Source organism: Streptomyces sp. NPDC059696 (assembly GCF_042733745.1).
Taxonomy (GTDB): Bacteria; Actinomycetota; Actinomycetes; order Streptomycetales; family Streptomycetaceae; genus Streptomyces.
Genome location: NZ_JBHWFG010000001.1, coordinates 187,750 through 213,835, shown reverse-complemented (window position 1 = coordinate 213,835; position 26,086 = coordinate 187,750). Strand labels below are relative to the sequence as shown.

The 26,086-nt window shown below is 69.7% G+C and carries 22 protein-coding genes and 2 pseudogenes; 13 read left to right on the top strand and 11 right to left on the bottom strand.

Annotation, left to right across the window (positions count from 1 at the left end; all coding sequences use genetic code 11):
* Nucleotides 1-106: 106 nt before the first annotated feature.
* The 3 genes from ACFV20_RS00970 to ACFV20_RS00960 are packed head-to-tail and all read right to left on the bottom strand — an operon-like array spanning nucleotide 107 to nucleotide 2,306.
* Nucleotides 107-517 (bottom strand): RidA family protein, encoded by a 411-nt coding sequence (locus ACFV20_RS00970; RefSeq protein ID WP_385650840.1) that lies wholly within the window; start codon nucleotides 515-517, stop codon nucleotides 107-109.
* Nucleotides 514-1,275: an IclR family transcriptional regulator gene (locus tag ACFV20_RS00965; protein ID WP_385650837.1), complete on the bottom strand. Its 762-nt coding sequence runs from the start codon at nucleotides 1,273-1,275 to the stop codon at nucleotides 514-516. Before ACFV20_RS00965 ends, ACFV20_RS00970 begins: the two co-directional genes overlap by 4 nt.
* Nucleotides 1,272-2,306, bottom strand: a complete 1,035-nt coding sequence (locus ACFV20_RS00960) for a sugar kinase (protein ID WP_385650835.1) — start codon at nucleotides 2,304-2,306, stop codon at nucleotides 1,272-1,274. The genes ACFV20_RS00965 and ACFV20_RS00960 overlap by 4 nt, the downstream gene beginning before the upstream one ends.
* A gap of 169 nt (nucleotides 2,307-2,475) precedes the next feature.
* Between ACFV20_RS00960 and ACFV20_RS00955 the strand changes: the two genes are divergently transcribed.
* Nucleotides 2,476-3,756 carry an amino acid deaminase gene (locus ACFV20_RS00955; RefSeq protein ID WP_385650833.1) on the top strand — a complete coding sequence of 427 codons (1,281 nt, stop codon included), beginning with the start codon at nucleotides 2,476-2,478 and terminating at the stop codon, nucleotides 3,754-3,756.
* A gap of 13 nt (nucleotides 3,757-3,769) precedes the next feature.
* The gene (locus ACFV20_RS00950; RefSeq protein ID WP_385650831.1) at nucleotides 3,770-5,380 is read left to right on the top strand and encodes an amidohydrolase family protein; all 1,611 of its coding nucleotides are present in this window, start codon (nucleotides 3,770-3,772) and stop codon (nucleotides 5,378-5,380) included.
* Nucleotides 5,381-5,408: 28 nt separating this feature from the next.
* On the opposite strand, the gene ACFV20_RS00945 is transcribed toward ACFV20_RS00950, so the two are convergent.
* Together ACFV20_RS00945 and ACFV20_RS00940 are read right to left on the bottom strand one after the other, a co-directional pair.
* The gene (locus ACFV20_RS00945) at nucleotides 5,409-6,335 is read right to left on the bottom strand and encodes a serine protease (protein ID WP_385650830.1); all 927 of its coding nucleotides are present in this window, start codon (nucleotides 6,333-6,335) and stop codon (nucleotides 5,409-5,411) included.
* A 161-nt stretch (nucleotides 6,336-6,496) separates the two neighbouring features.
* Nucleotides 6,497-6,904 carry a hypothetical protein gene (locus ACFV20_RS00940; protein WP_385650827.1) on the bottom strand — a complete coding sequence of 136 codons (408 nt, stop codon included), beginning with the start codon at nucleotides 6,902-6,904 and terminating at the stop codon, nucleotides 6,497-6,499.
* A 945-nt stretch (nucleotides 6,905-7,849) separates the two neighbouring features.
* Here ACFV20_RS00940 and ACFV20_RS00935 point away from each other — a divergent pair.
* Together ACFV20_RS00935 and ACFV20_RS00930 are read left to right on the top strand one after the other, a co-directional pair.
* Nucleotides 7,850-9,061 (top strand): pyridoxal phosphate-dependent aminotransferase, encoded by a 1,212-nt coding sequence (locus ACFV20_RS00935; protein ID WP_385650825.1) that lies wholly within the window; start codon nucleotides 7,850-7,852, stop codon nucleotides 9,059-9,061.
* Nucleotides 9,062-9,192: 131 nt separating this feature from the next.
* On the top strand, nucleotides 9,193-9,612 hold the full coding sequence (locus ACFV20_RS00930) for a hypothetical protein (protein WP_385650822.1): 420 nt from the start codon (nucleotides 9,193-9,195) through the stop codon (nucleotides 9,610-9,612).
* 116 nt (nucleotides 9,613-9,728) lie between these two features.
* Here ACFV20_RS00930 and ACFV20_RS00925 read toward each other — a convergent pair whose 3' ends face one another.
* The gene (locus tag ACFV20_RS00925) at nucleotides 9,729-11,219 is read right to left on the bottom strand and encodes an ATP-binding protein (RefSeq protein WP_385650821.1); all 1,491 of its coding nucleotides are present in this window, start codon (nucleotides 11,217-11,219) and stop codon (nucleotides 9,729-9,731) included.
* Nucleotides 11,220-11,690: 471 nt separating this feature from the next.
* Here ACFV20_RS00925 and ACFV20_RS00920 point away from each other — a divergent pair, with 471 nt between their 5' ends.
* A complete protein-coding gene (locus tag ACFV20_RS00920; protein WP_385650820.1) occupies nucleotides 11,691-14,957 on the top strand; it encodes an RHS repeat-associated core domain-containing protein in 3,267 nt (1,088 codons plus the stop codon).
* A 310-nt stretch (nucleotides 14,958-15,267) separates the two neighbouring features.
* Here ACFV20_RS00920 and ACFV20_RS00915 read toward each other — a convergent pair.
* Nucleotides 15,268-15,405, bottom strand: a pseudogene (locus tag ACFV20_RS00915) (IS5/IS1182 family transposase); the annotation flags it as partial.
* Nucleotides 15,406-15,499: 94 nt separating this feature from the next.
* Here ACFV20_RS00915 and ACFV20_RS00910 point away from each other — a divergent pair.
* From ACFV20_RS00910 to ACFV20_RS00900, 3 genes are all read left to right on the top strand, one after another.
* On the top strand, nucleotides 15,500-15,742 hold the full coding sequence (locus ACFV20_RS00910) for a hypothetical protein (protein ID WP_385650818.1): 243 nt from the start codon (nucleotides 15,500-15,502) through the stop codon (nucleotides 15,740-15,742).
* Between the two features lie 1,201 nt (nucleotides 15,743-16,943).
* Complete coding sequence (locus ACFV20_RS00905) at nucleotides 16,944-17,114, top strand: hypothetical protein (protein ID WP_385650815.1); 171 nt, start codon at nucleotides 16,944-16,946, stop codon at nucleotides 17,112-17,114.
* Nucleotides 17,115-17,119: 5 nt separating this feature from the next.
* Nucleotides 17,120-17,299, top strand: coding sequence for a hypothetical protein (locus ACFV20_RS00900; protein WP_385650812.1), 180 nt, complete (start codon nucleotides 17,120-17,122; stop codon nucleotides 17,297-17,299).
* Between the two features lie 34 nt (nucleotides 17,300-17,333).
* Here ACFV20_RS00900 and ACFV20_RS00895 read toward each other — a convergent pair whose 3' ends face one another.
* Entirely contained in the window at nucleotides 17,334-17,633 is a 300-nt protein-coding gene (locus tag ACFV20_RS00895; protein ID WP_385650811.1) for a DUF397 domain-containing protein, read from the bottom strand.
* Entirely contained in the window at nucleotides 17,605-18,459 is an 855-nt protein-coding gene (locus ACFV20_RS00890) for a helix-turn-helix domain-containing protein (protein WP_385650810.1), read from the bottom strand. Before ACFV20_RS00890 ends, ACFV20_RS00895 begins: the two co-directional genes overlap by 29 nt.
* A 163-nt stretch (nucleotides 18,460-18,622) precedes the next feature.
* Here ACFV20_RS00890 and ACFV20_RS00885 point away from each other — a divergent pair, with 163 nt between their 5' ends.
* Together ACFV20_RS00885 and ACFV20_RS00880 are read left to right on the top strand one after the other, a co-directional pair.
* Nucleotides 18,623-18,823 (top strand): hypothetical protein, encoded by a 201-nt coding sequence (locus ACFV20_RS00885; RefSeq protein WP_358291478.1) that lies wholly within the window; start codon nucleotides 18,623-18,625, stop codon nucleotides 18,821-18,823.
* A complete protein-coding gene (locus ACFV20_RS00880; protein WP_385650808.1) occupies nucleotides 18,823-19,314 on the top strand; it encodes an ATP-binding protein in 492 nt (163 codons plus the stop codon). The genes ACFV20_RS00885 and ACFV20_RS00880 overlap by 1 nt, the downstream gene beginning before the upstream one ends.
* A 205-nt stretch (nucleotides 19,315-19,519) precedes the next feature.
* On the opposite strand, the gene ACFV20_RS00875 is transcribed toward ACFV20_RS00880, so the two are convergent.
* Nucleotides 19,520-21,349 carry a phosphoenolpyruvate carboxykinase (GTP) gene (locus ACFV20_RS00875; protein ID WP_385650805.1) on the bottom strand — a complete coding sequence of 610 codons (1,830 nt, stop codon included), beginning with the start codon at nucleotides 21,347-21,349 and terminating at the stop codon, nucleotides 19,520-19,522.
* A 328-nt stretch (nucleotides 21,350-21,677) separates the two neighbouring features.
* On the opposite strand from ACFV20_RS00875, the gene ACFV20_RS00870 reads away from it, so the two are divergent.
* The 3 genes and pseudogenes from ACFV20_RS00870 to ACFV20_RS00860 all read left to right on the top strand — a co-directional run bounded on the left by ACFV20_RS00870 (nucleotide 21,678) and on the right by ACFV20_RS00860 (nucleotide 23,474).
* Nucleotides 21,678-22,391 carry a hemolysin III family protein gene (locus ACFV20_RS00870; RefSeq protein ID WP_385650804.1) on the top strand — a complete coding sequence of 238 codons (714 nt, stop codon included), beginning with the start codon at nucleotides 21,678-21,680 and terminating at the stop codon, nucleotides 22,389-22,391.
* An 83-nt stretch (nucleotides 22,392-22,474) separates the two neighbouring features.
* Nucleotides 22,475-22,591, top strand: a pseudogene (locus tag ACFV20_RS00865) (TetR family transcriptional regulator); the annotation flags it as partial.
* Nucleotides 22,592-22,736: 145 nt separating this feature from the next.
* Complete coding sequence (locus ACFV20_RS00860) at nucleotides 22,737-23,474, top strand: Mut7-C RNAse domain-containing protein (protein ID WP_385650801.1); 738 nt, start codon at nucleotides 22,737-22,739, stop codon at nucleotides 23,472-23,474.
* A gap of 185 nt (nucleotides 23,475-23,659) precedes the next feature.
* Here ACFV20_RS00860 and ACFV20_RS00855 read toward each other — a convergent pair whose 3' ends face one another.
* The gene (locus ACFV20_RS00855) at nucleotides 23,660-26,062 is read right to left on the bottom strand and encodes a galactose oxidase-like domain-containing protein (RefSeq protein WP_385650798.1); all 2,403 of its coding nucleotides are present in this window, start codon (nucleotides 26,060-26,062) and stop codon (nucleotides 23,660-23,662) included.
* Between the last annotated feature and the right edge of the window lie 24 nt (nucleotides 26,063-26,086).

Sequence of the window (26,086 nt, the reverse complement as noted above, 5' to 3'; positions counted from 1 at the left end):
GTGGTCTTTCGCGTATCGTCTCCGGCTCTCGGGGCGGGGGCGTCTCGGGGCCGGCGGGGGGCGCGGCGCCCGCCCGCCTGGCGGCGGGGGTGGGGGTGGGGGTGGGTCAGCCGAGGACGGCCAGCGCGTCGATCTCGATGAGGAGGCCCGCGGGCAGTCCGACGTAGACGGTGGTGCGCGCGGCGGGCGGCTGGGTCAGGCCCTGCTCCTCGAAGTACGCGTTGTAGAGGGCGTTCATCTCGGCGAAGTGGTCGACGTCCGTCAGGTACACCCGGATCATCATCACGTCGTCCCAGGAGGCGCCGCCCTCCTCCAGGATGGCCTTGACGTTGGCCAGGGTCTGGAGAGTCTGCTCGCGCAGGGTGGGTCCGGCGGGGGTGGGCGCCTTGCCCTCCTCGGCGGGCAGGAAGCCGACCTGGCCGGCGACCTGGAGGAGGTTGCCCTTCCGCACCCCGTGGGAGAACTTCGCCGGCGGGGTGGTGTGGGTCTTCGGGGTGAGTGCGATCTTGTCCGTCATGCGGTGCCCTTCACTGGTGTCCTGCCGGAGTACTCGCCGCTGATGGCGTCCGCCGTACGGCGCACCAGCGGCAGGAGGGTGAGGAGTTCGTCGGCGGTGACGACGACGTTCGGCGCGGAGACCGACATCGCGGCGACGACCCGGCCGTCGGCGCCGCGGACGGGCGACGCGACGCAGTTGATGGACTCCTCGTGGCCACCGAGGTCGGTGGCCCAGCCCTGTTCGCGCACCTTCTCCAGCTCGCGCAGGAACGCGGTGGCGTTGGGGGTCGAACGGGCCGTGTAACTGGGGTAGTCGAGCTTCTCCGCGACCGCCCGCCGCTCGTGCTCGGGCAGGTCGGCCAGCAGCAGCTTGGCGACCGCGGCGACGGTGAGGGCGACGGGCTTTCCGATGCGGGAGTACATGCGCACCGGGTAGCGGCTCTCCACCTTGTCGATGTAGAGGACCTCGTTCTCCTCGTACACGGCGAGGTGCACGGTGTGCCCGCAGCTCTCGTTGAGGCGGACCAGGTGGGGGTGGGCGATCTCGCGGACGTCGAGGTTCTCCATCGCCTCCTGGGCGAGGGCGAAGAGCCGGGCGCCGAGGCGGTAGCGCTGGTCGGACTGGCGGTAGACGAGCCCGTGCTCGTGGAGGGTGCGCAGCAGGCGCAGGGCCGTGGACTTGTGCACGCCGAGGCGGTCGGCGACCTGCCCCAGGTCGGCGGGGCCCTCGGCGAGCAGCGGCAGGATGCTCAGCGCGCGGTCGACGGTCTGGCTCATGGCGTTCGTACCTCCTCGTCGGCCCGCTGTGTCTCCTCGGTCCAGCCCGGGCCGAGTCGCAGTCTCCCCCATGCCGCGTCGTCCAGGGCGGCGAGCCGGTCGGCGTGCTCCCGGGCGGGCGGGGTGGCGAGGTCGCCGGGCACGGTGAGTGCGGCGGCGGCCATCAGATGCCCGTGCCGCAGCCGGTCCCGCACGGGCAGTGCGCGCAGGGTGGCGGAGAGGAAACCGGCGGCGAAGGCGTCTCCCGCGCCGACGGCGGCGACGACGTCGACCCGGGGTGCGGGGACGAAGGTGACCTCGCCGTCGTGGAAGACGGTGGCTCCGGCGGCGCCCTGCTTGACGACCAGCACCTCGGGTTCGGGCAGGGCGGCGCGGACGGCCTCGGCGCTGTGCAGCCCCCAGGCCTCGTCCTGTCCGACGAAGACGAGGTCCGCGCCCCGGGCGAGGTCGCGCAGGACCGCCGGGGCGTCCGTGTCGCGCCACAGCCCGGGGCGGTGGTTGACGTCGAAGGAGACGAGGGGGCGGCCGGGGCGACGGGTGGTCAGCTCGCGCATCAGGTCCAGGCAGGTTCCGGACAGCGCGGCGGTGATGCCGGACAGGTGCAGCACGCGTCCGGCGCGCACGGCCGCCGGGTCGGGGTCCGTCGTACTCATCGCGGACGCCGCCGAACCGGTCCGGTAGTAGGCGACCTCGTGGGCGTCGCCGGCCCGGTCCCCGGCGGTGCGGAAGTAGATGCCGGTGGGGCGGTCGGGGTCGCGCCGGACCTGGGCCACGTCGACGCCGTAGGCGCCGATCGTCCCGACCAGGTGATCGCCGAAGGCGTCGTCCCCCACTCTGCTGATCCACCGCGCGGAGTGCCCGGCGGCGGCCAGCACGCACGCCACGTTCGACTCCGCCCCGCCGATCCCCCGCTCGAAGGACGGCACGTCGGCGAGGCGTCCCGGCCGGGAGGGCAGGAACGTGACCATGGACTCGCCGAGCGCGACGACGTCCACGACGTCGGGGGCGTCACAGGGTCCGGTGGGGGTCACGATGCTCGTAGCTCCTCTGCGAGGTCGGTGGGGGCGGGCGGTGGGCGGTGGGCGGCGGGCGGCGGGCGGCGGTTCCATTGACCGGGGGTGGCCGAGATGTTAGACAGCGTTCAGCGACATACGCAATGAAGGTTGCACATATTGCAACGCAGCAGATCAGGGAGGCTTCATGACGGCCGACACAGCCCAGTCCCTCGCCCGGCTCGCCGCCGAGCGCGTCGACCACCGCTTCAAGGGCCTCCCGCCGGACGCCGACGGGCTGACCGTCGCCGAGCTGGCCGGCCAGCGCCGCAACCTGTTCACCGGCGGCTTCGCCACGCCCGTGCTCGCGCTGTCCGCCGAGCGCCTGGAGCACAACCTGCGGCTCATGGAGACCTACGCGGCACGCCACGGCCTGGCCTTCGCGCCGCACGGCAAGACCTCCATGGCGCCGCAGCTGTTCCAGCGGCAGATCGAGCACGGGGCGTGGGGCATCACACTGGCCGTGCCGCACCAGGTGCGGGTGGCACGGGCGTTCGGGACCCGGCGGGTGTTCCTGGCGAACGAGCTGGTCGACGCGGCGGCCCTGCGCTGGATCGCGGCCGAGCTCGACGCCGACCCGGACTTCGAACTGATCTGTTACGTCGACTCGGTGCGCGGCGTCGAGCTGATGGACGCCGCACTGCGGGACGCCGATGCCACCCGCCCGGTGGACGTCGTCGTCGAACTCGCCGCCGGCGAGGGCGCCCGCACCGGCGTCCGTACGGAGACCGAGTGCGCGGCGGTCGCGGACGCGGTGGCGGGCACGCGGACCCTGCGGCTGGTCGGTGTCGCGGGCTACGAGGGCGAGGTGCCGAAGGCCGACACCGAGCGGGTGACGGCGTGGCTGCGGCGGCTGGTCGCGCTCGCCGCCGACTTCGACAAGGCCGGGCGGTTCGCGGGGCTGGACGGGATCGTGGTCAGCGCGGGCGGCAGCGCCTGGTTCGACGCGGTCGCCGAGGTCTTCGCGCAGATCCCCGAACTGTCCCTGCCCGTGCTGAAGTTGCTGCGCTCGGGCGCCTACGTCTCGCACGACGACGGCCACTACCGCAAGCTGACCCCGTTCAACCGGGTCCCCGAGGAGGGCGCCCTGGAGCCGGCGTTCCGCCTGTGGACGCAGGTGGTGTCGCGGCCCTCGCCCGAGCAGGCCTTCGTCAACGCGGGCAAGCGGGACGCGGCCTACGACCTCGACCTGCCCTTCGCCCAGGCGATCCGCCGGGACGGCACCGAGCGCCCGGCCACGGGCGTGTCGGTGACGGCCCTGTCCGACCAGCACGCCTGGCTCGCCACGACGCCGGAGGCGGACCTGGAGGTCGGCGACTGGGTCGGGCTCGGGCTGTCCCACCCGTGCACCTCGTTCGACAAGTGGCAGCTGATCCCCGTCGCGGAGGCGGACGGCACGGTCGTCGACTACGTCCGCACGTTCTTCTAGGAGGCCGGGAGCGATGGAAGGGCTCGTCATCCGGGACGCGGACGTCGTCGACGGCTCGGGCGCGGACTCCTACCGTGCCGATGTCGTGGTCGACGGCGGCCGGATCGTCTCGATCGTCAAGGAGGCGGCGGCGGCCGGCTGCCAGCGGCCGAAGGCCCGCCGGGAGCTGGACGCCGAAGGCCTGGTCCTCTCCCCCGGCTTCGTCGACATGCACGCCCACAGCGACCTGGCGCTGCTGCGCGACCCGGACCACAGCGCCAAGGCCGCGCAGGGCGTCACCCTGGAGGTCATCGGCCAGGACGGGCTGTCGTACGCGCCGGTCGACGACCGCACACTCGGCGAGGTGCGGCGGGCGATCGCCGGGTGGAACGGCCCGGGTGACGACATCGACTTCGACTGGCGCACGGTCGGCGAGTACCTGGACCGGCTGGACCGCGGGATCGCCGTCAACGCGGCCTACCTGATCCCGCAGGGCACGGTCCGGGCGCTCGCCGTCGGCTGGGAGGACCGCGAGGCGACCCCGGACGAGCTCGACCGGATGCGCCGGCTGGTCGCCGAGGGCCTGGAGCAGGGCGCGGTCGGCATGTCCTCGGGGCTGACGTACACGCCGGGCATGTACGCGCGAGGAGCCGAACTGACCGAGCTGTGCCGGGTGGTGGCGTCGTACGGCGGCTACTACTGCCCGCACCACCGCTCCTACGGGGCCGGGGCCCTCCAGGCGTACGAGGAGATGGTCGCGCTGACCCGGGAGGCGGGCTGCTCCCTCCATCTCGCCCACGCCACCATGAACTTCGGCGTGAACAAGGGCCGGGCCCCGGAGCTGCTGGCCCTGCTGGACGAGGCGCTGGCGGCCGGGTCCGACATCAGCCTCGACACCTACCCCTACACCCCGGGCTGTACGACGCTGGCGGCCGTGCTGCCGAGCTGGGCGAGCGAGGGCGGCCCGGAGGCGACGCTGAAGCGGCTGGCGGACGAGGAGACGGCGGAACGCATCCGCCATCACCTGGAGGTCACCGGCTCGGACGGCTGCCACGGCGTGCCCGTCGAGTGGGACACCATCGAGATCTCGGGCGTCGGCGATCCGGCCCTGGCCGGTTTCGTCGGCCGGACGATCCGGGAGTCGGCGGACCGGCGGGGCGAGGAACCCTGGGTGACCGCGCGGGGACTGTTGCTGGCCGACCGGCTGGCCCCGACGATCCTCCAGCACGTCGGGCACGAGGAGAACGTCCGGGCGATCATGCGTCACCGGGTGCACACCGGCGGCTCGGACGGCATCCTCCAGGGCGCGAAGCCGCACCCGCGCGCCTACGGCACGTTCCCGCACTATCTCGGGCACTACGTCAGGGAGTTGGGGGTGCTGTCGCTGGAGGAGTGCGTCGCGCACCTCACGTCCCGCCCGGCCGCGCGGCTCCGGCTGCCCGACCGGGGCCTGGTCCGCGAGGGATACCAGGCCGACCTGGTGCTGTTCGACCCGGCGACGGTCGCGGCGGGCTCCACGTTCGCCGAGCCGCGCACGCTCCCGACGGGCATTCCGTACGTCCTGGTCGACGGCCGGTTCGTGATCGAGGACGGCCGCCGCACGGACGTGCTGGCGGGCCGGGCGGTCCGCAGGTCTCCCGCGTGACCGCCCGCCCCTGGGACCTGCCCCGGCCTTACGGCTTGGGCAGGGTGCAGCCGCTCGCGCTCAGGTCGAGCTTGTTGTCGATCCCGAAGCAGGCCGGGATCCCGTAGGTCTCCTGGGCGTAGTTGATGCCCTTGCGGACGGTCACGGTGCCGTTCGCGTCGACCTCGCACGGGTTGTTCACCGTGCAGCGCTCACCGTCCTCGTTTCCGGTGTTGTTGATGGCGACGACCTTGTTGGTGGCCTGGTCGACGACGGGCGAGCCGGACGTGCCGCCGATGGTGTTGCAGGCGGAGGTGTAGCGGACCGAGTCCTTCCAGGTCCAGTCGCCCTCCTTCAGGCGGTACGCGAACCCGTCGACGGAGCAGCTGTAGATCCGCTTCCAGTAGCCGGAGGGGATGCTGATGGCGGTGCCGGCCACCGGGTGAGTGTCGTTCAGCGTCAGCGCGTTGATGTTGTACGAGCTCTTGATCTGCGCGTACGTGGTGGTGAGCTGGTACAGCGCGACGTCCGTGTCGGTCATCGTGCCGTAGGCGAGCTTGGCGGCGCGCAGGGTTGCGACGCGCGAGCCGGAGGCGTTGAGGAGGCCGAAGGTGCGGCTGGAGGCCTTGTCGACGAGGACCTGGCCGGGGCCGGGGAAGCCGGACTCCAGGCAGTGGCCGTTGGTCATCACGAGCGCCGGGTCGTCGGCCTCGGAGTCCGGCATGCGGACGACGGAGCCGGAGCAGTTGCTGAGCGCGACGGTGCCGGCGAAGTTCACGGCCTTGGCCTGGGGGCCGCGAAGCCCGGACAGCGTCTGCTCCACGGAACCGACCACGCCCGACACGGCGGACGTGACCTGGCCCGCGTCCGCGACCTTGCCGACGCCCGTGGGGGCGGCCTCGGCAGCGGTCGCGGGAGCCGCGCCGGCCCCGGCTATCGCCAGGGCGCAGATCGCGGCGGCGAGAGGTTTTCTCATGGGGGGTCCCCTCTTGCGACGGAGGCGACCGGAAATCCTCCGGCCGCCTGCACGATTGTCATGCACATTGTGATCGTCGCAAGGGGGTGGCACAAGAACCTGTTCCACAACCGGAACATGTGGATCCGGATCGACCCTACTCAACCGGCCTTACCGGTGGCTCACTTGGGGCCCTTGGTGCCGCCGGGACCGTGGCCGGGCTTCCCGTTCGACCTGCCGGGGGCGGAGGTCGTGGCGGCGGCGGTGGGGGCGGGATCGGCGGGGGCGGTGGTCGTGGGGGCGTCGGCCGGGGGCCGGGTGCGATTGCCGTCCGTGGCGGACGGCGACGCGGATCGGGTTCGGCTCTCCGTCGGGGCCGGACTCGGGGACGCGGCGCCGGACGGGTCGTCAGAGGCCCCCGGGCGGTTCGCGAGCGGGGCGCCGGGGCTCGCCGCCGCACCGCCGTCCGCGGGCGACGCCGTCGAGGAGTCCCCCGCCGCCGGATCCGTGGAGCCGCTCTCGCCGGTCCCCGTCCCGCCCGAGGACCCGCCGGAGAAGGCGAACCCGGCGATCAGCACGACCGCGGACACGGCACCCACGGCACCGGCCGCCAGGCGCCGCGACCGCGGCACAGCGGGCTGAGGCTTGCGCCGGGCCCGGCGCCCACCCCCGGCCCGACCAGCCGGCGCAGTCCCCGGCATCGGGCCCGACCCCGGCACCACCGGACCCGACCCCGGCACCACCGGCATCTCACGGGTCTCTGCGAGGCCGCCCGGGCGAGCGGGATGCGAGGGGCCGCCGGAGCGTTCGGCGTCGCCGGGATATTCGGGAGCGCCGGGATGGGCGGGAGCGCCGGGATGGGCGGGGGCGCCGGGATGGTCGGGGGCGGCGCCGGAATGGTCGAGGCCACCGGGACACCCGCGGCTGCTGGGACGGGCGGGGTCGCCGGGGTAGACCGGATTGCCGGGATAGGCGGGGTCACCGGGATAGACCGGATTGCCGGAATAGGCGGGGTCACCGGGATAGGCGGGGTCGCCTGGATAGGCGGGGTCGCCTGGATAGGCGGCGGGGTCGCCTGGATAGGCGGGGTCGCCGGGATGGGCGGCGGGGTCGATGTGGGCGCGGTCCGCACCGCCCGGGGCGGACGCCGGACCCGCCGGGTGCGCCGGACCCGCCGGGTGCGCCGGACCCGCCGGGTGCGCCAGGCCCCCTGGACTCCCTGGACCCCCTGACCTCGCTTGCCCTCCTGGCCCCGCCGGGTCGTACACGTCCTGCCATCCGTGCGCCGCCGCCGGGTCCGCGTAGGCGTCGTACGCCGGAGGGGCGGCTCCTTGCGGCAGGTACACGTTCGGCGGCCCCTGGGGCTCGCCGCCCGTCGCTCCGTCGGCGTAATCGAATGGCTTGGACATGGCGGCGCATTCTAGGGACCGAAGGGGCTGGTGGGACAGCGCGTGGCGATTTTGCCCCAAATCCCCGCGTCTCACGTGGCGGAAAACACGACCCGGGAGGCATTACCGGGCCGTAAGCTCCCAGACATGCAGGTGATCCAGTCGACCAAGCTCGCCAACGTCTGTTACGAGATCCGGGGCCCGGTGCTCGAGGAGGCGATGCGACTGGAAGCTGCCGGTCATCGGATCCTCAAGCTGAACACCGGCAACCCGGCCGCGTTCGGCTTCGAGTGCCCGCCGGAGATCCTGGAGGACATCCTCCGGAACGTGTCGTCAGCGCACGGTTACGGCGACGCCAAGGGCCTGCTGGCCGCGCGCCGGGCGGTCGTCATGCACAACCAGACCCTCGGCATCGAGACCGACGTCGAGCACGTCTTCATCGGCAACGGCGTCTCCGAGCTGATCGTGATGGCGATGCAGGGCCTGCTGGACGACGGAGACGAGGTCCTCGTCCCCGCGCCCGACTACCCGCTGTGGACCGCCGCCGTGTCCCTGTCCGGCGGCACGGCCGTGCACTACCGCTGTGACGAGCAGGCCGACTGGATGCCGGACCTCGCCGACATCGAGCGCAAGGTCACCGACCGCACCAAGGCGCTCGTGATCATCAACCCCAACAACCCGACCGGGGCCGTCTACGACGAGGCGATGATCAAGGGCCTGACCGACATCGCCCGCCGCCACAACCTGCTCGTCTGCTCCGACGAGATCTACGACAAGATCCTCTACGACGGCGCCACGCACACCCCGACCGCCTCCGTCGCCCCGGACCTGCTCACCCTCACCTTCAACGGCATGTCGAAGGCCTACCGGGTGGCCGGCTACCGGGTCGGGTGGATGTCGATCTCCGGGCCGCGCGCCCACGCCGACTCCTACATCGAGGGTCTGACGATCCTGGCCAACATGCGCCTGTGCGCGAACATGCCGGGGCAGCACGGGGTCGTCGCGGCGCTCAGCGGGCGGCAGACGATCAACGACCTGGTGCTGCCGGGCGGGCGGCTGCTCGAACAGCGGGACACGGCGTACGAGCTGCTGACCCAGATCCCCGGTGTGACGTGCGTGAAGCCGAAGGGCGCGCTGTACCTCTTCCCGCGCCTGGACCCGAAGGTCTTCAAGATCAAGGACGACCGCCGCATGGTCCTGGACCTGCTCCGGCGCGAGAAGATCATGGTCGTCCAGGGCACGGGCTTCAACTGGCCGGAGCCGGACCACTTCCGGGTGGTGACCCTGCCGACGGTCGGAGACCTGACCGACGCGATGGGGCGGATCGGTCACTTCCTGGACGGCTACAGCCAGCCCTGACCGCGCACCTCCGACGCAACCGGACTGCCTGCTCACACTTCGTGTGCAGGCAGTCCTGTTTTGTGAACGAATCAACTTTAGACGAAATCTAAGCTAGGATGGCTTCCTGTAAGAACTCAGGAGGCCCTCCCATGTACGAACCGATCCGCACCAAGTCGGTCCACAGCGCGGTGGACGGCCCCAACCCCGACTTCCCGCACCGTTCCCGTGAGGAGGAGCTGGACATCCAGCTCGCGGGCCACCTCGCCGCCCTGCTCGCTGTCACGGACGAGCTGCGCGCGGCGCAGGCCTCGGCCGACCTGGACACGGCGGCGGAGCGGCTCGCAGAGCAGGTGACGCGGTTGCGCGGGGGACGCACCCCGGTTCGTGCGCCGATGAGCGGCCGTCGCGAGGCCGGGGCCGCGGCCCTGCACCGGCGGGCGCACGCCCTCGCGGGCCGCGCGCTGGTCGTCGCCGCCTCCCGCGCCGACACGGCGGCCGCGATCCTGGCCGCCGAGCGGATGGACGCCCACACGGCGGCGCTGGAGCCCCGCGAGCTCGCGTCCCGCTGAGCCCCTCGGGGGCTCCCCCATACGGCCCCGGTCCGCGCGCACCCGCAGCGACGCGCGGACCGGGCGCCACAAGCCACCTGTGGTTGAATCCCCGGGCCGCGCAGGACGTTGACCCTTCAGGAACCGTGGTAGAGCCTCTGCAGGTCGACGAGAACCACTTCACCCCGGCTCTCGGCCGCCCGCAGCTCCGGGTCGAAACCGGCACCGCTGTAGCAGGCGGGGCGTGCATGACGAGTGTCGACACCCTTCGCCTCCAGCAACTCCAGGATGCGACGCAGGCGTTGCAGGTGTCCGAGGTTCATGACCTTGTGCCACTTGGCCTCCCCCACGGACAGCAGGATGCCCTGGTCCTGGCCGATGGCTCCGTGCACCACGACATCGGCCTCGAGTGCGGTCCGGTTCACCGGGTCGGCCACGGTCCCGGAGGCGACCTGGATCGGCATGCCCCCGAACGTCGCGGGGTCCGCGTGCCACTCGACCCACTCACGGCACAAACGCTCGAAGTGCGGGCCCACGACCTTGCTGAGGAAGGTGGACCTGCTGTGTTCCCACATCCTGGCCGCTCCTCGGCGGCGGCTCAGCAGAGCCGTCTCGGGGCGGACGACCGCATGGTGAAAGGTGATCAGCGGCTCGGCGACGTGGTAGGTCGTGCGATTGGCGCGGAAGGCGTCGGGCTCCGAGGTGAGCAGGCCGCAGTTCTTCAGGACGGACAGCGGCAGCGAGATGTCCGTGGCCTTGCGGCCCACCGCGCTCGCGATGCCACCGCTGGTCCGGTTGCCGCCCGCGACCGCGGCCAGGACCGAGTGGTACAGCGACCGGTTGCGCAGATCCGGCTCGGCGGCCAGGAGGTAAGGCGCCTCTCCGTGGATGGGACGGGCCGGGTTGAGTACGGTCCGGCAGACCCAGGCGTCGAAGTCGTCGGGCCCGTCCGGCACATCGTCGTCGACGAACTCCCTGCGGTACGCCGGGGTGCCGCCGACGATCGCGTGGACGAGCACTGCCAGCCGCGGGTCCCGGATGCCCCAGAATTCTGCGGCCTCGCGAAAGCCCAGGGAGTGAACGACGAGATCGAGGCCCGCCCGGCCGTAGAGCGGTGAAGCCCCGGAGAGGAGCCCACCCATGAAGGACATCGCGCTGCCGCACAGCAGGATCCGGGGCCGTTCCTTGCGGTGACGTTCGGAGCGCACCCCGAGGGCGGCCTGCAACTGGGAAGGGAGGGCTGGGGCGTTCCGTACCAGATAGGGGAACTCATCGATCACCACGGGCAGAGGCCTCTCCTTCGCCAGCCCGAAGAGCAGCTCCAGCCCCTGTTCCCAGTTGGCCGGCCTCGGAGGAACGACGGCACCGGTGAAGCGTGCGACCGCATCACCCAAGAGGTGCAGGGACTCAGCGGCCGATGCCTCGACCGCCGCGTAGTAGAACCCGTCGGTGGCGTCCGCCAGCGCCTGAAGCAGGAAACTCTTGCCCTGTCGGCGGCGGCCGGATACCACGCCGAGCCGAGGACCCGCGCCTTCGGCGGTCGCGAAAGCGGTCAGCTCACTCCACTCCCACTCCCTGTCGAACATGTCCTGCGGCTTCGGCAGACTGCGCGCTGCGGGGCGGGTCATGACGCCTCCGATTTTTAGAGACGTACCTCTTAAAGGTACACCGGTAAGAACGAGAGGAGCCGGAATCCGTTACGCGGTGCGCACCAGGGATGCATCTGCCGGGATGACATGGCAGCGAAGCGGCGGTGCCTCGCCAGGTTTCGGTCAACGTGCCTCACAGGAATGAGAAGGAATCGCGCATTCCACCCGCATCGGACGGCAGTTGCGGTGACATCGCCCTGATTTGCGGCGGGGAAACGGCGGGGCCGATTCCAGCCCGCATGCGAAGGACCTTCAGGGGCACGGCGCCTCGAATTGTGCGCTTCTTGTGACAACTTGTGTGGCACAGGTGACCGAATGAGTCACCGGTTCTGACTGTCTGTCTGACTTCCGTGGGGGAAGCTGATGCATTCACGTGCGCAGAGCACGTCCCTGTGGCGTGCCCGAAGAACACACAGAACCGCTCTCCTGTCCGCGCTCACGACCGCCGCCGTGGTGCTCTCGGCCGCACCGGGGCTGGCGGCGACGCCGAAGCCGGAGTTACCGGAGCCGGAGAGCCCGTGGACGAAACCGACCAAGGTGGAGGCTCCGGCGACGCCGGCCGGGTCGGTCAAGGCACCGGAATCACAGGCTGAGGCCAAGCCGTCCGCCGAGGTCGCCGCATGGCGGGCGGCGCAGCGGGCCCGTACGGGCGGCAAGACCGATGCCGGGCGTGCGGCGGCCGCTGCCGAGTCCATACCGTTCGTCCCCGAGGGGCAGGGCGAGGTGCCCTGGCACCGGATCATCGACACGCGCCTGAACGACGCACTGGTGGCCCGGGTGAACGTCTCGAACGGCAACCTGATGCTCGCCGCGACGGACTTCGACATCGCCGGTGTCGGGCAGAAGCTGCAACTGACGCGGACGTACAACTCCTTGGAAGCGCCCTGGGGGAAGGTGTCGCAGCGCTGGTGGCAGGCGTACGAGCGTTACCTCCAGGCCGGCGACGGCGAGGTGATCGTCTACGACGCCACCGGCGACGCCCTGCGCTTCAAGGAGACGTCCACCGGCGGCTACACGACGCCGACGGGCTACTCCAAGGACCTGAAGAAGAACGCGGACGGCACCTACACCTTGACCGACCGCAAGTCGGGCACGAAGGACACCTTCGACGAGCACGGCACGCTGACGAAGGTCACGGACAGGAACGACGGCACGATCACCGTCGACCAGCACGACGAGGGCGGCGAGCACAAGGGCTTCAAGCTCACCGAGACCCGTTCGGGCCGCTGGATCGACCTGGTGAAGACGAACGCCAGCCAGTGGCAGGCCAAGGACCACACGGGCCGCACGGCCGTGTTCGACCTGGACCCGGCGGGCAACCTGGCGAAGGCCACCGACACCGACGGCAAGGCCACCGCCTACGCCTACGACTCCTCACACCGCCTGGCCAAGGTGACCACACCCGAAGGCACCGTCACCCTGTTCACCTACGACGAGCACAGCCGCGTCACCTCCATGCAGCGCGCCACCGAGTCGACGAGCGACGGTCACAAGGGCCCGACCTGGCGTTACGACTACACGGCCACCGGCCCCTCCGACGCGGGCACCACCACGGTCACCGACCCCGACGGCGACGAGACGCAGTACGCCCACAACGCGGACGGCGAGGTCACCAAGGTCACCGACCCGCTGACCCACTCCCGCCACGCCAAGTACACCAACCACCTGGTGCAGAGCGCGATCGACGCGATGGGCACGGGCGCGGACGGCACCGGCGGCAACACCACCACCTACGGCTGGGACGGCCGCAACAACGCCCTCTCCCAGAAGCTCCCGCTCGGCGCGACGGCCTCGGTGACGGCGTATCAGACGATCGCCGGGACCGACCTGCCCAACGACTTCACCACCGCCGACGGCCGCAAGGACACCTTCAAGTACGACACCAACGGCAACACCATGTCGGTGACCACCTCGGGCACCGCCGGCGGCACCCGCGAGTACACGTACAACAAGGACACCCCGACGTGCGGCGGCTTCGAGGGCCAGCGCTGCACCGCCAAGGACGGCAACGGCAAGGTCACCTCGTTCCAGTACGACACCAAGGGCAACCTCAAGACCGTGACCCCGCCCGCCCCGCTGGGCACGACGACCTACACCTACGACGCGCTCGGCCGGGTGGAGACCGTCACCGACGGACGCGGCATCAAGAGCGTCTACGTCTACGACAACCGTGACCGCGTGACGAAGGTGTCCTCGACCAACGCCACGGTCACCTACTCCTACGACGGCGACGGCAATGTCAGGACCCGCACGGACGCCTCCGGCAGCACGGGCTGGACCTACGACAAGCTCAACCGCGAGAGCGTCCGCACCCTGCAGAACGGCGCCCAGACGGCGCTGGCCTACACCCCGGGCGGCGAGGTCGACTACTACATCGACCCGACCGGCAAGACCGACTACACCTGGGACAAGGCCGGCCGTCTGGACTACCTGATCGCCCCGGACGGCAAGAAGACCGACTTCGACCACGACGAGAACGACAAGCGCACCAAGACCGTCTACCCCGGTGGCACGACGCAGTCGGTGACGATCGACGAGAACGGCCGCCCCGAGGCCATCAAGACCACCTCGGGCACCACCACGTTGATCGACCTGACCTACGGCTACAAGAACACCGCGGGCAAGGACACCACCAAGATCCGCACCCGCACCGACAACCTCACCAAGTACAAGACCACCTACGACTACGACTCCCAGGACCGCCTCCGCTACGCCCTGGAAGCCGACTCCGCGGGTGCCCGCAAGGCGTCGTGGCTCTACTGCTGGGACAAGGCCGGCAACCTCACCAGCCAGGACGGCAGCAAGAACGCCTGCCCCGGCGGCACCACCTACACCTACGACGACGCGAGCGAACTGACCGGCAAGAACGGCTCCACCACCGGCTGGTCCTACGACAAGCTCGGCAACGAGACGGCGGGCGCGAGCACCACGGCCCGCACGAACGAGACGTGGACGGACTACAGCCAGCTCTCCGCCATCACCGCAGGCGGCAAGAACTACGACCTGGTCCACGCCGGCACGGACAACTCCGAGCGCACCAAGCTGGGTTCGACCTGGTTCCACCACACCGCGCTCGGCCTGGCCTCCACGACGACGAACGGCGTGGACACCGGATTCATCCGCGAACCGGCGGGCACCTTGAACTCCATGACGACTGGGGGGAAGTCCTACTACTACCTCACCGACGCCACGGGCAACGTCCTCGGCCTCGTCGACGACACGGGCAAGCGCACGCACACCTACGCCTACGGCCCCACGGGCCTGCCCCGCGGCACCACCACCGAGGCTGTCCCCCAGCCCCACCGCTACACCGGCGCCTACCTGGACCCCACCGGCCTCTACAAGATGGGCCACCGCTACTACGACCCGTCCCTCGGCCGCTTCACCCAGCCGGACCCGTCGGGACAGGAGAGCAACCTCTACCTCTATGCCGGTGGCGACCCCATCAACCGGACGGACCCCACGGGACTGGGGTTCCTGGACAGCGTGTCGGGTGCTCTTGATAGCGCGAACGACTGGGTGGGGGCGGCCGTAGGGTGCATCGGCGCCGTCGGAATTGCAGCTGACACCGGAGTCATCGCCTACGCCAGCGCCGTCGGCGGTGCGGCCGGAGCAGGAATCGGGGCGGCTGTAGGCGCTACTGCCGCTGTTGTAGGCAGCTGCACGGTTGGAGCAGTCGCCGGGTACAACAACACGGACATCCTCCACTACGGGTAACACAGTGTCGTTGAGCTAGAGGTGTTGTTGGGTCAGGGAATAGGTCCCTGACCCAACAATCCTTGTTCAGCTCAGGCAAGGTGGCGCTGCGATGAATGCAACCGAAAGGTAAATAGGTGAATGAGGCAATAAAGAAGACGCTGATCTTCTCTGTGGTTTTGATTACAGGAGGACTGTGTGGGTGTGTCGTTGGAGCTGTCAAAGGGGACTCGCCATCGATCGTGTTCGGAGCAGTTGGCGCAGTATGCGGAGTCATTCTGGCGACCCTTTCCGTACTGGCTCGCCGGAAAACCCGCCCTTAGACCGTGTCCTATGTGGTGAGGTGGATGAGTCTTTTGTAGCAGCAGAGGGCGGCGGCGAGGCCAAGAGACTCCAGGTAGTCGCGAAGATCGCGCTCGTAGCAAGGGCTCAAGCGCCGGTAGCCGAACAGCCAGGACATCGTCCGCTCGCTGGCCCTGGGCGGGGTATGCAATCGCTTCGCCCCAGGGTCGCGGGGCCCGTCCCGTCGCCCCTCGTCTGCCTGACGTCCTCGGCCTCGATGGATGGGCATGCAGCACCCTCCAGCGCTGGGCAGTCCGGAAAGCGGGGTTCTAGAAGTGAATGAAAAGCGAAAACTGAAGATCTTCGCCACTGTCAGTGGCGTGATATCAGTCGCCGCTCTGATCCAAGGATCTCTGACTGAAGGATCCGGGAAGATAATCCTCATCACGCTGGGCATGCTCGGGATCATCGGCATCGGAATGCTTACGTATGCCATGAAGCGTGGTGGCGGGTCAAGTCAATGAGAGGCAAGGACTCGAAGAGACTCCCTCCCGATCGAATGGACCATCGCTCCCTCCTCGTCACACTCATCTGGACCGGCATCGCGTTGGGAGTGATCGGAATCGCGCTGACCATCTTGGGCTGAGGTCGGCAGCGCAAACATTCGACGCACACCTGGCTTGCTATCCGGAAGCATCAGGAACCTCGAGTCAGAAGATGCCCATAGCCAGGAGGAGCGAACGGGAAGGCGGAATGGGCACAACCCTTGTCACTGGCTTGATCATCGGAGGAGTTCTCGGTGTCATCACCGTACTGATCATGAGCCGCCGGAATCGTTAGAGGCATCGCGGCAGTCGCGGCTGGGCCGGTATTTCACGGTCGTCGGCTGTGTCCCCATCATCGCTGCTGCTGGCGGCTTTGACCGGCGTCGGAGTGGCAATCCAGAAGTAGCAGAAGGCATTTGAGTGAATGCAGCCAGCAAGAAGACGGCCGCGGTTCTCGCCATCGTGCTTCTGGCGGGTCTGGCCTTCGCGGTGTCAGCGTGGACAAGCTGCAGCGTTGCCCGGGTGCTGATCACCGAGGGTTTAGCCCTCTTGATCGTCAGCAGCTTGGTCTGGCTGGTGGGGCGACGCCGAACGTAGACGACTGCGACGTGGCCTCGGCGGAGCCATGTGTCGAGGCCACAGCGCCGGGGCGCAGCGCCCCGCACAAGTCCACCAGCCTCTGCTCCAGGGAGTGAAACGCACCCTGGCGTGAGTGCCACCCACCTGCGATCACAAGAGGTCAAAATTGACACTTTTACCCGGTTTGACTGCCAGCGGCAAATACTCACCTGTCGAGAACGGGCGGGACGCACTGATATTCATCGCATGCTTCGCTGCCATGATCATCGCGCTGTACGTACTCATGAAGATTCGACGCGGCAGGTGAGAAGTAGCCCTTCCCGCCACCAGCCGGGGGCTGCTCGCATTCCAGGCCCGCACGAGCGTGGGCTAGTGCTGCCGTAACTGTCAGCTGGGTAGATCCACTTTGCGGTCATTGCCGGAATTGGTGCGTGCATTGCAGGAGCCCTTACTGATGACACCGTGCCGGTTGCGCTCGGAGTGACCGCAGCAGCAGCCGGAGTGATTCTGGCGGTATTCGATTCCCTGGCCCATCGGAAGACCCGCGCCTGACACGATCCGTGGAGGAAGGGCACGTTGCACCATGAGCGACAGAATCAGGATGAGTATCTTCCTGTCCGTGGTCGCGGTCGTCACCGCGCTCGCCCTGCTGCAAGGCCTCACGACGGAGGGGACGAAGAAAGCCCTACCGCTCATCCTGGCAGCTCTGGGAGTGGCCTCGCTCGTCATGTGGATGATCGGAGTCCGCAGCAAGACCAGGAGAAACAGCTAATGCCCATGAGTCAGGTCAAGAAGCTGACGTTGTTCGTGGTGATCGGCGCCGCATTCGGTCTGTTTTGCATCATCCTGGGTGCCCGGGAAGAGAACCCTGTGCTCATGGGTGCCGGAGCACTTGCCGGTCTCGGCGGGCTGGCGCTGACCGTCATGGCCATGGCCCGCCGGAGACCGAAGAGATGAAGCCACCGACTCCGCCCTCGCGGAGCCGATGGAGTCACGCAGCAGGTGCCGACTTGAGGGACGTGACGAAGGACGTCCAAGCCGGGGCCGTGATGGTGAGGACCGGGCCGTGGGGCGCCTTGGAGTCACGGACGGGGACGACGGCGGTGTGGGCGTCGCACACTTCGACGCAGTTGCCGCCGTCGCCGTTGCTGTAGGTGCTCTTGCGCCAGCGACCGGCGCCGGGGAAGGCCTCGGCTACCTCCACGCAGTCGCCGCCCGTTCCGTTGCTGTAGCTGCTCTTGCGCCAGATGGCCGTGCTCAAGTCAGTTGCTTGGTTTGCCATTTCGGTCATCCTCAGCCGCTTGCTCGATCAGGGCGAGGGACGCCTCTGGGGGCAGTGCGGCGGCCCTGAGCCGATCGTATGCCTTGCGGTACTGCCTCACGAGAGCCGGGTCGTCGATGGTGTCTCCGCTGTACTGCGCCTCCGTGTACACCAAAGGCGGCGCGTCCGGAAAGGCCATGACCATGGCCGAGCCCAGCATCAGCGGATGCGCCCCGCAGTTCCACGGAAGGATCTGGGGAACGATCCGGCGGCGTCGCGCGAGTTCCGCGATGCGCTCCCACTGTTCGGCGCTCCGCTCCGGCGGCAGGATCGGCTGTCGCAGCAACGACTCGGGGAGAATCACCCAGTACTCCGGGGTCTTGTGGTCGTCCTCGAACAGCCGGGCCCGCGCCAGCCTGGCAGTCACCTTCTCGTCCACCTCCTCGTCCGGAGCCAGAGGGTGGGCAGAGCGAGTGACCGCCCGCGCGTACGCCTCCGTCTGCAACAACCCCGGCACCAGTGTCGGGCACCACTCCTCGATGGTCTCCGCGTGCTGCTCCGCCTCCAGCACCCGCTCGAAGTAGCTCGCGTGTCCCCGTCGTTTCGCCCGTCGCACGTCCTCGCAGCGCCGCCTGAAGAAGCCGTCCGTGCCCAGCACCCTGTCCACGTGCTCCGCGAGTTCCGCCGGCATCCGGCGCGTGCCGCGCTCGATCTCGCTGAGGTGGCTCGGGCCGTAGAAGCTGCCCTCGACGAGTTGCTGGAGGGTGAGGCCGGCCTCCTCCCGCTTGAAGCGCAACTCACTGCCGTAGAAGGTCGGGACGCCCGTCGAACCGTCGATGTCCTTGCGCTGACCCATCGTTCACCGTCCTTGGTGTGCCGTTACCGCCCGCTACCGGATCCAGCGGCGCATACGCGCAGCTCAGGAGCGGGAGACCGAACGGCTGTCACGCTACGGCCGACGGCGGCAGAGTGTGAGGGGTTCGTCACACAGCGCACTGGAAGGTAAGGTGTGAACCCCCATGCACAGCCCCGCCGAAGCCGACGCCTGCGTCGAGGAGTTGCGAGCCGCGCTCGCCGCACACGGCATCACCCTGCCGTCCCTCGGACTCGATCTCCCGGCCCTCGCCTCCCGGCCCGCGCGGCCGCTGATCACGCTCGGAGCCTGCAATCTCCTGACCGCGCAGGCCCTGGCCGCAGCCCTGCGGCAGCGTGCCGCGTGATGCCGCCGGTGACGACGCTGGAGTTGCTCGCGACCCCGGCCGGGGTGTCCGGCGTGCGGCGGGCGCTGCGCCCGTACGGGACCGATGTGCAGCTGTGCGCGAGCGAGCTCGTCACGAACGTGGTCCGACACGTCGGGGAGGCCGTCCCCGTCACGGTGCGGGTGTGGCGCGAGGAAGGCGGGCGGATCCGGTTGGGGGTCAGCGATCCCGACCCCCGGGTGTTGCCCGTTCTGGTCGCGGGCGTCGGCACCGAAGCCGAGTCGGGGCGCGGGCTGGCACTGGTGGACGCGCTGGCCGTGCGGTGGGGTGTGGAGCAGGAGCCGGGTCGCAAGACGGTGTGGTGCGAGCTGTTCACCGAAACCGAAACCGAAACCGAAACCCACGCCGACGCCGACGCCGGCATCGATACCCGCACCTCGAGAACGCCCGAGCGCTCCGGTCGACGTAGGCCGTCGGCCGGAGCGCTCGGTCATTCATCGGCACGTTCGTGAGCCCGCCTGGGGGGCCGCGCCGAAGCGGGCGGGAGGGGGCCGGTCGTCGCTGGTTTCCGTCGGGGCGGACGGAGGGCGCGGTGACCGGCCCCGGACCCCGCACGCCGTTGTACGGGTCCCGCCAGTCGGTTCCGCGGCCGGCCGTGACGATGTTGCTGGTCAGGGCACTGTCGGTTCGGGCCGGCCGCGGAGTTCGGGGTGGGTCTCAGCCCAGGCGCTGCACCAGCGCGCGGTACTGGTCCCACAGCTCCTTCGGCGTGTGGTCGCCGAAGGTGTTGAGGTGCTCGGGGACCAGGGCGGCCTCCTCGCGCCAGACCTCCTTGTCGACCGTGAGCAGGAAGTCGAGGTCGGACTCGGCCAGTTCCAGGCCGTCCGTGTCGAGGGCCTCCTTGGTCGGCAGGATGCCGATGGGGGTCTCGACGCCCTCGGCCTTGCCCTCCAGGCGCTCCACGATCCACTTCAGGACGCGGCTGTTCTCACCGAAGCCGGGCCAGACGAACTTGCCCTCGTCGTTCTTGCGGAACCAGTTGACGTAGTAGATCTTCGGCAGCTTGGACTGGTCCTTGTCCTTGGCCACGTCGACCCAGTGGGCCATGTAGTCGCCCATGTTGTAGCCGCAGAACGGCAGCATCGCGAACGGGTCGCGGCGCAGCTCGCCGACCTTGCCCTCGGCGGCGGCGGTCTTCTCGGAGGCCACGTTGGCACCGAGGAAGACGCCGTGGTTCCAGTCGAAGGACTCCGTCACCAGCGGCACCGCGGTGGCGCGGCGGCCGCCGAAGAGGATCGCCGAGATCGGCACGCCCTTGGGGTCCTCCCACTCCGGCGCGATGATCGGGCACTGCGAGGCCGGGACGGTGAAGCGGGCGTTGGGGTGCGCGGCCGGGACGCCCGACTCGGGCGTCCAGTCGTTGCCCTTCCAGTCCGTCAGGTGGGCCGGGGTCTCCTCCGTCATGCCCTCCCACCAGATGTCGTTGTCGTCGGTGAGGGCGACGTTGGTGAAGACGGAGTTGCCCCAGAGCGTCTTCATCGCGTTGGCGTTGGTGTGCTCGCCGGTGCCGGGGGCGACGCCGAAGAAGCCCGCCTCGGGGTTGATGGCGTAGAGGCGGCCGTCCTCGCCGAAGCGCATCCAGGCGATGTCGTCGCCGATGGTCTCCACCGTCCAGCCGGGGACGGTCGGCTCCAGCATGGCGAGGTTGGTCTTGCCGCAGGCGCTCGGGAAGGCCGCGGCGACGTACTTGGCCTCGCCGCGCGGCGGGGTCAGCTTGAGGACGAGCATGTGCTCGGCGAGCCAGCCCTCGTCACGGGCCATGACGGAGGCGATGCGCAGGGCGTAGCACTTCTTGCCGAGCAGGGCGTTGCCGCCGTAGCCGGAGCCGTAGGACCAGATCTCGCGGTCCTCGGGGAAGTGGGAGATGTACTTGGTCTGGTTGCAGGGCCAGGGGACGTCCGCCTGGCCGGGCTCCAGCGGGGCGCCCAGGGTGTGCACGGCCTTGACGAAGAAGCCGTCGGAGCCGAGCTCGTCCAGGACGGCCTGGCCCATGCGCGTCATGGTGCGCATCGAGACGGCGACGTACGCGGAGTCGGTGATCTCCACGCCGAGTGCGGACAGCGGCGAGCCGAGCGGGCCCATGCAGAAGGGCACGACGTACATGGTGCGGCCGCGCATCGAGCCGCGGAACAGGCCGCCCTGGCCGTCGGTGCCCTGGAAGATCTCCCGCATCTCGGCGGGGGCCTTCCAGTGGTTGGTCGGGCCCGCGTCCGCCTCCTTCTCGGAGCAGATGAACGTCCGGTCCTCGACGCGCGCGACGTCGGTGGGGTCGGAGGCGGCGTAGTAGGAGTGGGGGCGCTTGATCGGGTCGAGTTTGCGGAAGGTGCCCTTCTCGACGAGCTCCTCGCACAGTCGCTCGTACTCGGCCTCGGATCCGTCACACCAGACCACGTTGTCCGGCTGCGTCAGTTCGGCGATCTCGTTCACCCACGAGATCAGCCCCTGATGGGTGGTGGGGACGGTGGGAGCCGCGATGTCGCGCGCCACGATTGCTCCTAAATGAGGGATTTTTTGTGATGTGGAGGCCCCGTGGGGGCTGCGACCCGGATGCTTCTGGGTGGATCTTGGCGCTCATCCGGTGCCGACCGCACTCATTTGATCATCCGACGTATGCGCCCATCTGTCCAGAGGAGCGCACAGGTGAGCAACGTGAGGCTCGCCACGGTTTCCCGCGGCCTCTTTACGTGCACGTTGCGTTCACCTGGGAGTCCGTTTGCGTGACCGCCGCAGAACGGTGACGAGAGGATGGCCACTCTTCGCCTGCCAAGCGGAGGCACTGATACGTGACTTACGGTTCCGTAGCTACCATTCGGCCATGACTGCGTACGTCCCCGACGCGCCCACGGACTCGGCGGCCGACGGCCACGGTCCGAAGGCGCTCTCCCTGCCGCACCCGGTGAAGCCGAAGCTGCGCGGCTGGCTGCACCTGGGCATGTTCCCGGCCGTACTGATCGCGGGCCTGGTGCTGACCGCCCTGGCCGACTCCACCAGAGGACGCGTCGCCTGCGGGATCTTCGCTCTGACGGCCTGCCTGCTGTTCGGCGTGAGCGCGCTGTACCACCGGGGCAACTGGAGCCCCCGCATGGACGGCGTCCTGCGACGGCTCGACCACGCCAACATCTTCCTGATCATCGCGGGCACCTACACGCCGCTGACCATGCTGCTCCTGCCGGGAGCCAAGGGGCAGTGGCTGCTATGGGGCATCTGGACCGCGGCCGTGGCCGGCATCCTCTTCCGCGTCTTCTGGGTCGGCGCCCCGCGCTGGCTCTACACGCCCTGCTACATCGCGATGGGCTGGGCGGCCGTCTTCTACCTGCCCGACTTCATGCGAACCGGCGGCATCGCCGTCCTCGTCCTGGTCATCGTCGGCGGTGTGCTCTACAGCGCGGGCGGCGTGGTCTACGGGATCAAGAAGCCGAACCCGTCACCGCGCTGGTTCGGCTTCCACGAGGTGTTCCACTCGTTCACGCTCGCGGCCTTCATCACGCACTACGTGGGGATCTCGCTGGTGGCCTACCAGCACGGGTAGCACCCTCCCTCCCCCGTCGGGCCACGGCTGCCGGCCGTGGCCCTTCGCATGTCCGGCCCCCGGTGATGGCCGACAATGACCCCATGACGGCTCCGAGCACGACCCCCGCCGACCGGTCCCGGCCGGGGCTCCGGGAGCGGAAGAAGATCAAGACCCGCGGGGCGATCCGCGCCGCGGCCTACGCGCTCGTCGAGGAGCAGCCTCGCCGAGGAGCCCGAGGTGAAAGACCGGCCACCGCCACGACGTCCGGGATCTCGTCGACCGCGCCCCTGGCCGTCCTCGAACACGGCCTGCCGGCCGCGAAACCCTGAGGCCGGCGCCCTTGCGCCATGGCATCCTGACCGGGTGAACGGTCCCGAGATCCAGGTCGAGTTCGCCCCCGAGTTGCACGTCTTCGTGCCCCGTGCCCGGCAGGCGGGCGCCGTGCGGGCCGCCACCGACGGCGTCTCCAGCCTGGGGCAAGTCGTCGAGTCCCTCGGGGTGCCGCTGACCGAGGTCGGCGCGCTGGTCGTCGACGGCCGTGAGGTGCCCTTCGCGCACGTCCCCGCGGCCGGCGAGTCGGTGACGGTCCGGTCCGTCGCCCGGCCCCAGCAGGTCCCGGGCGCTCCCCTGCGTTTCCTCCTGGACGTGCACCTCGGCACGCTGGCCCGGCGGCTGCGCCTGCTCGGCGTGGACACGGCGTACGAGTCGACCGACATCGGGGATCCGGCGCTGGCCGCGCGTTCGGCGGCCGAGCGGCGGGTGATGCTGAGCCGCGACCGGGGGCTGCTGCGGCGCCGGGAACTGTGGGCCGGGGCGTTCGTGTACAGCACGCGGCCCGAGGAGCAGTTGCGGGACGTGCTGGACCGGTTCCGGCCCGGGTTGCGGCCCTGGACGCGGTGCACGGCCTGCAACGGGGTGCTGCGTGAGGCGACGAAGGACGAGGTCGCCGATCAGTTGAAGCACGGTACGCATGCGACGTACGACGTGTTCGCGCAGTGCACGGCGTGCGGGCGGGCGTATTGGCGGGGGGCGCATCACGAGCAGTTGGAGGCCATCGTGGAGGAGGCGGTCGCTTTCTCCCGGAGCGCGATCGAGGGTTGAGCGCGGTTGAGCGGAGAGCGCCGTTGCGGGTTGAGCGCCGTAGCGGGTCGAGCGCCGTTGCCGGTCGAGCGCCGTGGCGGGTCGAGCGCCGTTGCCGGTCGAGCGCCGTTGCGGGTCGAGCGCTGTGGGGAACCGCGCGGCCGTCGTGGCTGGTCGCGCAGTTCCCCGCGCCCCGGGAGGGGGCGTCAGCGCCTGGTCAGGTCTTTCTTGCCGCAGGCGATGCCGTCCCTGTTCCTGTCCAGGCCCAGCGGGTCGTCCTTGCCGTTGATCCGCAGGCGGCCGTAGTCGTTCGTTTTCAGCCACTCGCAGCGGGCCGCCGTCGTCTTCTTCACCTCCGCCGGGAAGTCCGTCGGTACGCAGACGTTGATCGAGCCGTAGTGGCGGGCGCAGCCGGAGAGCGTCGGGCTGACCTTCTGCGACGTCCGCTTCTTGCCGGGCTCGACCACCTTGCCCGTGGGCTCGTCCGCGAAGTCGTGGACGTGGGCCGAGGCGTCGGTCGCCTTGAGTGCCTGCGGGCCCTGGAGGTGCACCCACTTGGCCACCGAGGGAACCCCGTTGGCGTCGACCGCGAAGAGCATGTACCAGCCGGGCGGGGCCAGGTTCGGGTTGCTCGTCACGTTGAGGTCGACGTTGTCGCCGTCGACGGACAGCGGCAGGTCCACGAACCGCTGGTTCGGGTCGGAGGAGTGCGTGACGGCGGCCGGGCGGATCAGCTCGGCCTTGGCGATGGGCCGGTCGACGGTGATGCGCTGGGTGTCGCCGTAGGTCCACTCGGTGTCGATGACGGAGGTGATCGCCGGGCGCGGGCCCTTGAACAGGTACGGCGGGCTGTACACCGACACGTCGTGGTTCCAGGTGCCGTTGCCCGGGTTGTCGCCGGTGGTCATCACGCGGCCGTCGGGGAGCAGGAACGCCGACGAGTGGTAGCCGCGTGCCTCGGGGTCGGCGGCCACCGGGTCGAACGTCTGCGACGCGGGGTCGAAGATCGACGTCTCGTGGACCGGGTTGGCACGGTTGTGCAGCGCGCCGCCCGTCTCCAGCACCTTGCCGTCGGGCATGAGCACGGCGGAGACGTACATCTTGCCCTGGTCGCCGGTCTGCGGGACCGGGCCGTTGCCGAGGTCGACCGTGCCCTGCGGGATCGGCGGCCCGGCCACGTAGGACGGGTTCGGCTGCTTGAGGTCGATGATGTCGGTCAGGCGGTTGGCCTCCGGGTTGGAGTCGATGTTGCCGCCGCCGAGGGTGAGGACCTTCTGGTCCTGCGCCGGGGGCAGCAGCACGCTCGCCGACTGGTCGCGCTCGTCCTTGTCGCGCAGGCCGGGCACCTGGGTGGTGGTGTTGGCGCCGTAGTCGTAGATCGCCGAGCCGGTGCCGGGGATGTTGTTGCCGAAGACGTGGCTGCCCGAGTAGAAGAGGCGGCCGTCCTGCATGAGGATCATCGACGGGTACAGGCCCCAGTACGACCAGGTCTGGTTGACCTTCCACAGCGGCTGCCACCGCTGCTCGGCCTCGGAGAACAGCTCGGCGGTGACCGAGCCGGTGGAGTCCTCGCGCAGCCCGCCGAAGGAGATGACGTCACCGTTGCCGAGGATCGTCGCCGACGGGTACCAGTGGCCGTCGTTCATGTCGTTGGTCTTGGCGTAGGTCTCGGTCTTCGGGTCGAAGATGTACGAGTCCTTGAACCCTTCGTAGCCGTGTCCGCCCGGCACCGGGTACGCCTTGTTGCCGCTCATCACCAGCACGCGCCCGTCCTGGAGCTGCACGTGCCCGGCGCAGAACATGTCCTTCGGCGTGGGGACGACCTTGTAGGTGCCCTTCTGCGGGTCGTACACCGCCGAGGTGAAGGTGCCGGCCTCGAACATCGACTCGTCGTTGCCGGAGCCCGCGATCAGCAGCACCTTGCCGTTGTTCAGGACGACGGAGTGCATGGAGCGGACCGGGTTCCGCGTGGGCAGCACGTCCCACTTGCCGTCGGCGCACTGCTGGGCGGTGCCCGTGCACGCGGGCGGCAGGACCGGGTCGGGCACCTGGTCCATGCGGTAGTCGTCGGTGGTGGCCGAGCCGGTGCCGTAGACGGAGACGCCCCAGGTGATGCGGTCGGTGCCGGCCGGGACCTCGGGCGTGCGGACCGTGGCCTCGGTCCAGTTCCCGGCCAGGTCCAGCGTCTTGAGGTCGGTCCAGTACTGCCAGCCGGCCGTCGTGTCGTGCCGGAAGAGGGTGATCGCCGCGTCCGGGGTCGTCGTCTTGTACCAGAGGCCGAGGTCGTACTGCTTGCCCGGCGTCACCACCGGGGCGCACGCGGCGGACTCCGTGATCAGCGCCTTGCGGTCGCCGTCGACGCGGCGGGTCAGCTCGACCTTCATGGCCTGGGAGCCGGTGTGCGCGTCGGAGGTGGTGGTGAAGGTGAAGTCGTTGTCGCCCCAGCCGGACTTCTCCCAGCAGTACGGCATGCCGTCGGCGCCCGCGGTCTCGAAACCGGGGTTCTTGATGAGGTTGGCGGCGGAGGCGGGCTGAGGTGCGGTCAGGAGCAGGCCCGCGGTGAGGCCCGCCACGGCCAGGAACGCGGTACCTCTACGAAGTCTGTTCACCGGGAGCCTCCGAGGATGCCCCGG

Bases quoted from the DNA above. Each gene is read 5' to 3' on its own strand.
- ACFV20_RS00910 (WP_385650818.1), top strand. From the start codon at position 15,500: ATGGGCATGCAGCACCCTCCAGCGCTGGGCAGTCCGGAAAGCGGGGTT.
- ACFV20_RS00870 (WP_385650804.1), top strand. From the start codon at position 21,678: ATGACTGCGTACGTCCCCGACGCGCCCACGGACTCGGCGGCCGACGGC.
- ACFV20_RS00880 (WP_385650808.1), top strand. From the start codon at position 18,823: ATGCCGCCGGTGACGACGCTGGAGTTGCTCGCGACCCCGGCCGGGGTG.
- ACFV20_RS00935 (WP_385650825.1), top strand. From the start codon at position 7,850: ATGCAGGTGATCCAGTCGACCAAGCTCGCCAACGTCTGTTACGAGATC.
- ACFV20_RS00925 (WP_385650821.1), bottom strand. From the start codon at position 11,219: ATGACCCGCCCCGCAGCGCGCAGTCTGCCGAAGCCGCAGGACATGTTC.
- ACFV20_RS00965 (WP_385650837.1), bottom strand. From the start codon at position 1,275: ATGAGCCAGACCGTCGACCGCGCGCTGAGCATCCTGCCGCTGCTCGCC.
- ACFV20_RS00890 (WP_385650810.1), bottom strand. From the start codon at position 18,459: ATGGGTCAGCGCAAGGACATCGACGGTTCGACGGGCGTCCCGACCTTC.
- ACFV20_RS00885 (WP_358291478.1), top strand. From the start codon at position 18,623: ATGCACAGCCCCGCCGAAGCCGACGCCTGCGTCGAGGAGTTGCGAGCC.
- ACFV20_RS00895 (WP_385650811.1), bottom strand. From the start codon at position 17,633: ATGACCGAAATGGCAAACCAAGCAACTGACTTGAGCACGGCCATCTGG.
- ACFV20_RS00905 (WP_385650815.1), top strand. From the start codon at position 16,944: ATGAGTATCTTCCTGTCCGTGGTCGCGGTCGTCACCGCGCTCGCCCTG.
- ACFV20_RS00945 (WP_385650830.1), bottom strand. From the start codon at position 6,335: ATGAGAAAACCTCTCGCCGCCGCGATCTGCGCCCTGGCGATAGCCGGG.
- ACFV20_RS00970 (WP_385650840.1), bottom strand. From the start codon at position 517: ATGACGGACAAGATCGCACTCACCCCGAAGACCCACACCACCCCGCCG.
- ACFV20_RS00955 (WP_385650833.1), top strand. From the start codon at position 2,476: ATGACGGCCGACACAGCCCAGTCCCTCGCCCGGCTCGCCGCCGAGCGC.
- ACFV20_RS00900 (WP_385650812.1), top strand. From the start codon at position 17,120: ATGAGTCAGGTCAAGAAGCTGACGTTGTTCGTGGTGATCGGCGCCGCA.
- ACFV20_RS00930 (WP_385650822.1), top strand. From the start codon at position 9,193: ATGTACGAACCGATCCGCACCAAGTCGGTCCACAGCGCGGTGGACGGC.
- ACFV20_RS00950 (WP_385650831.1), top strand. From the start codon at position 3,770: ATGGAAGGGCTCGTCATCCGGGACGCGGACGTCGTCGACGGCTCGGGC.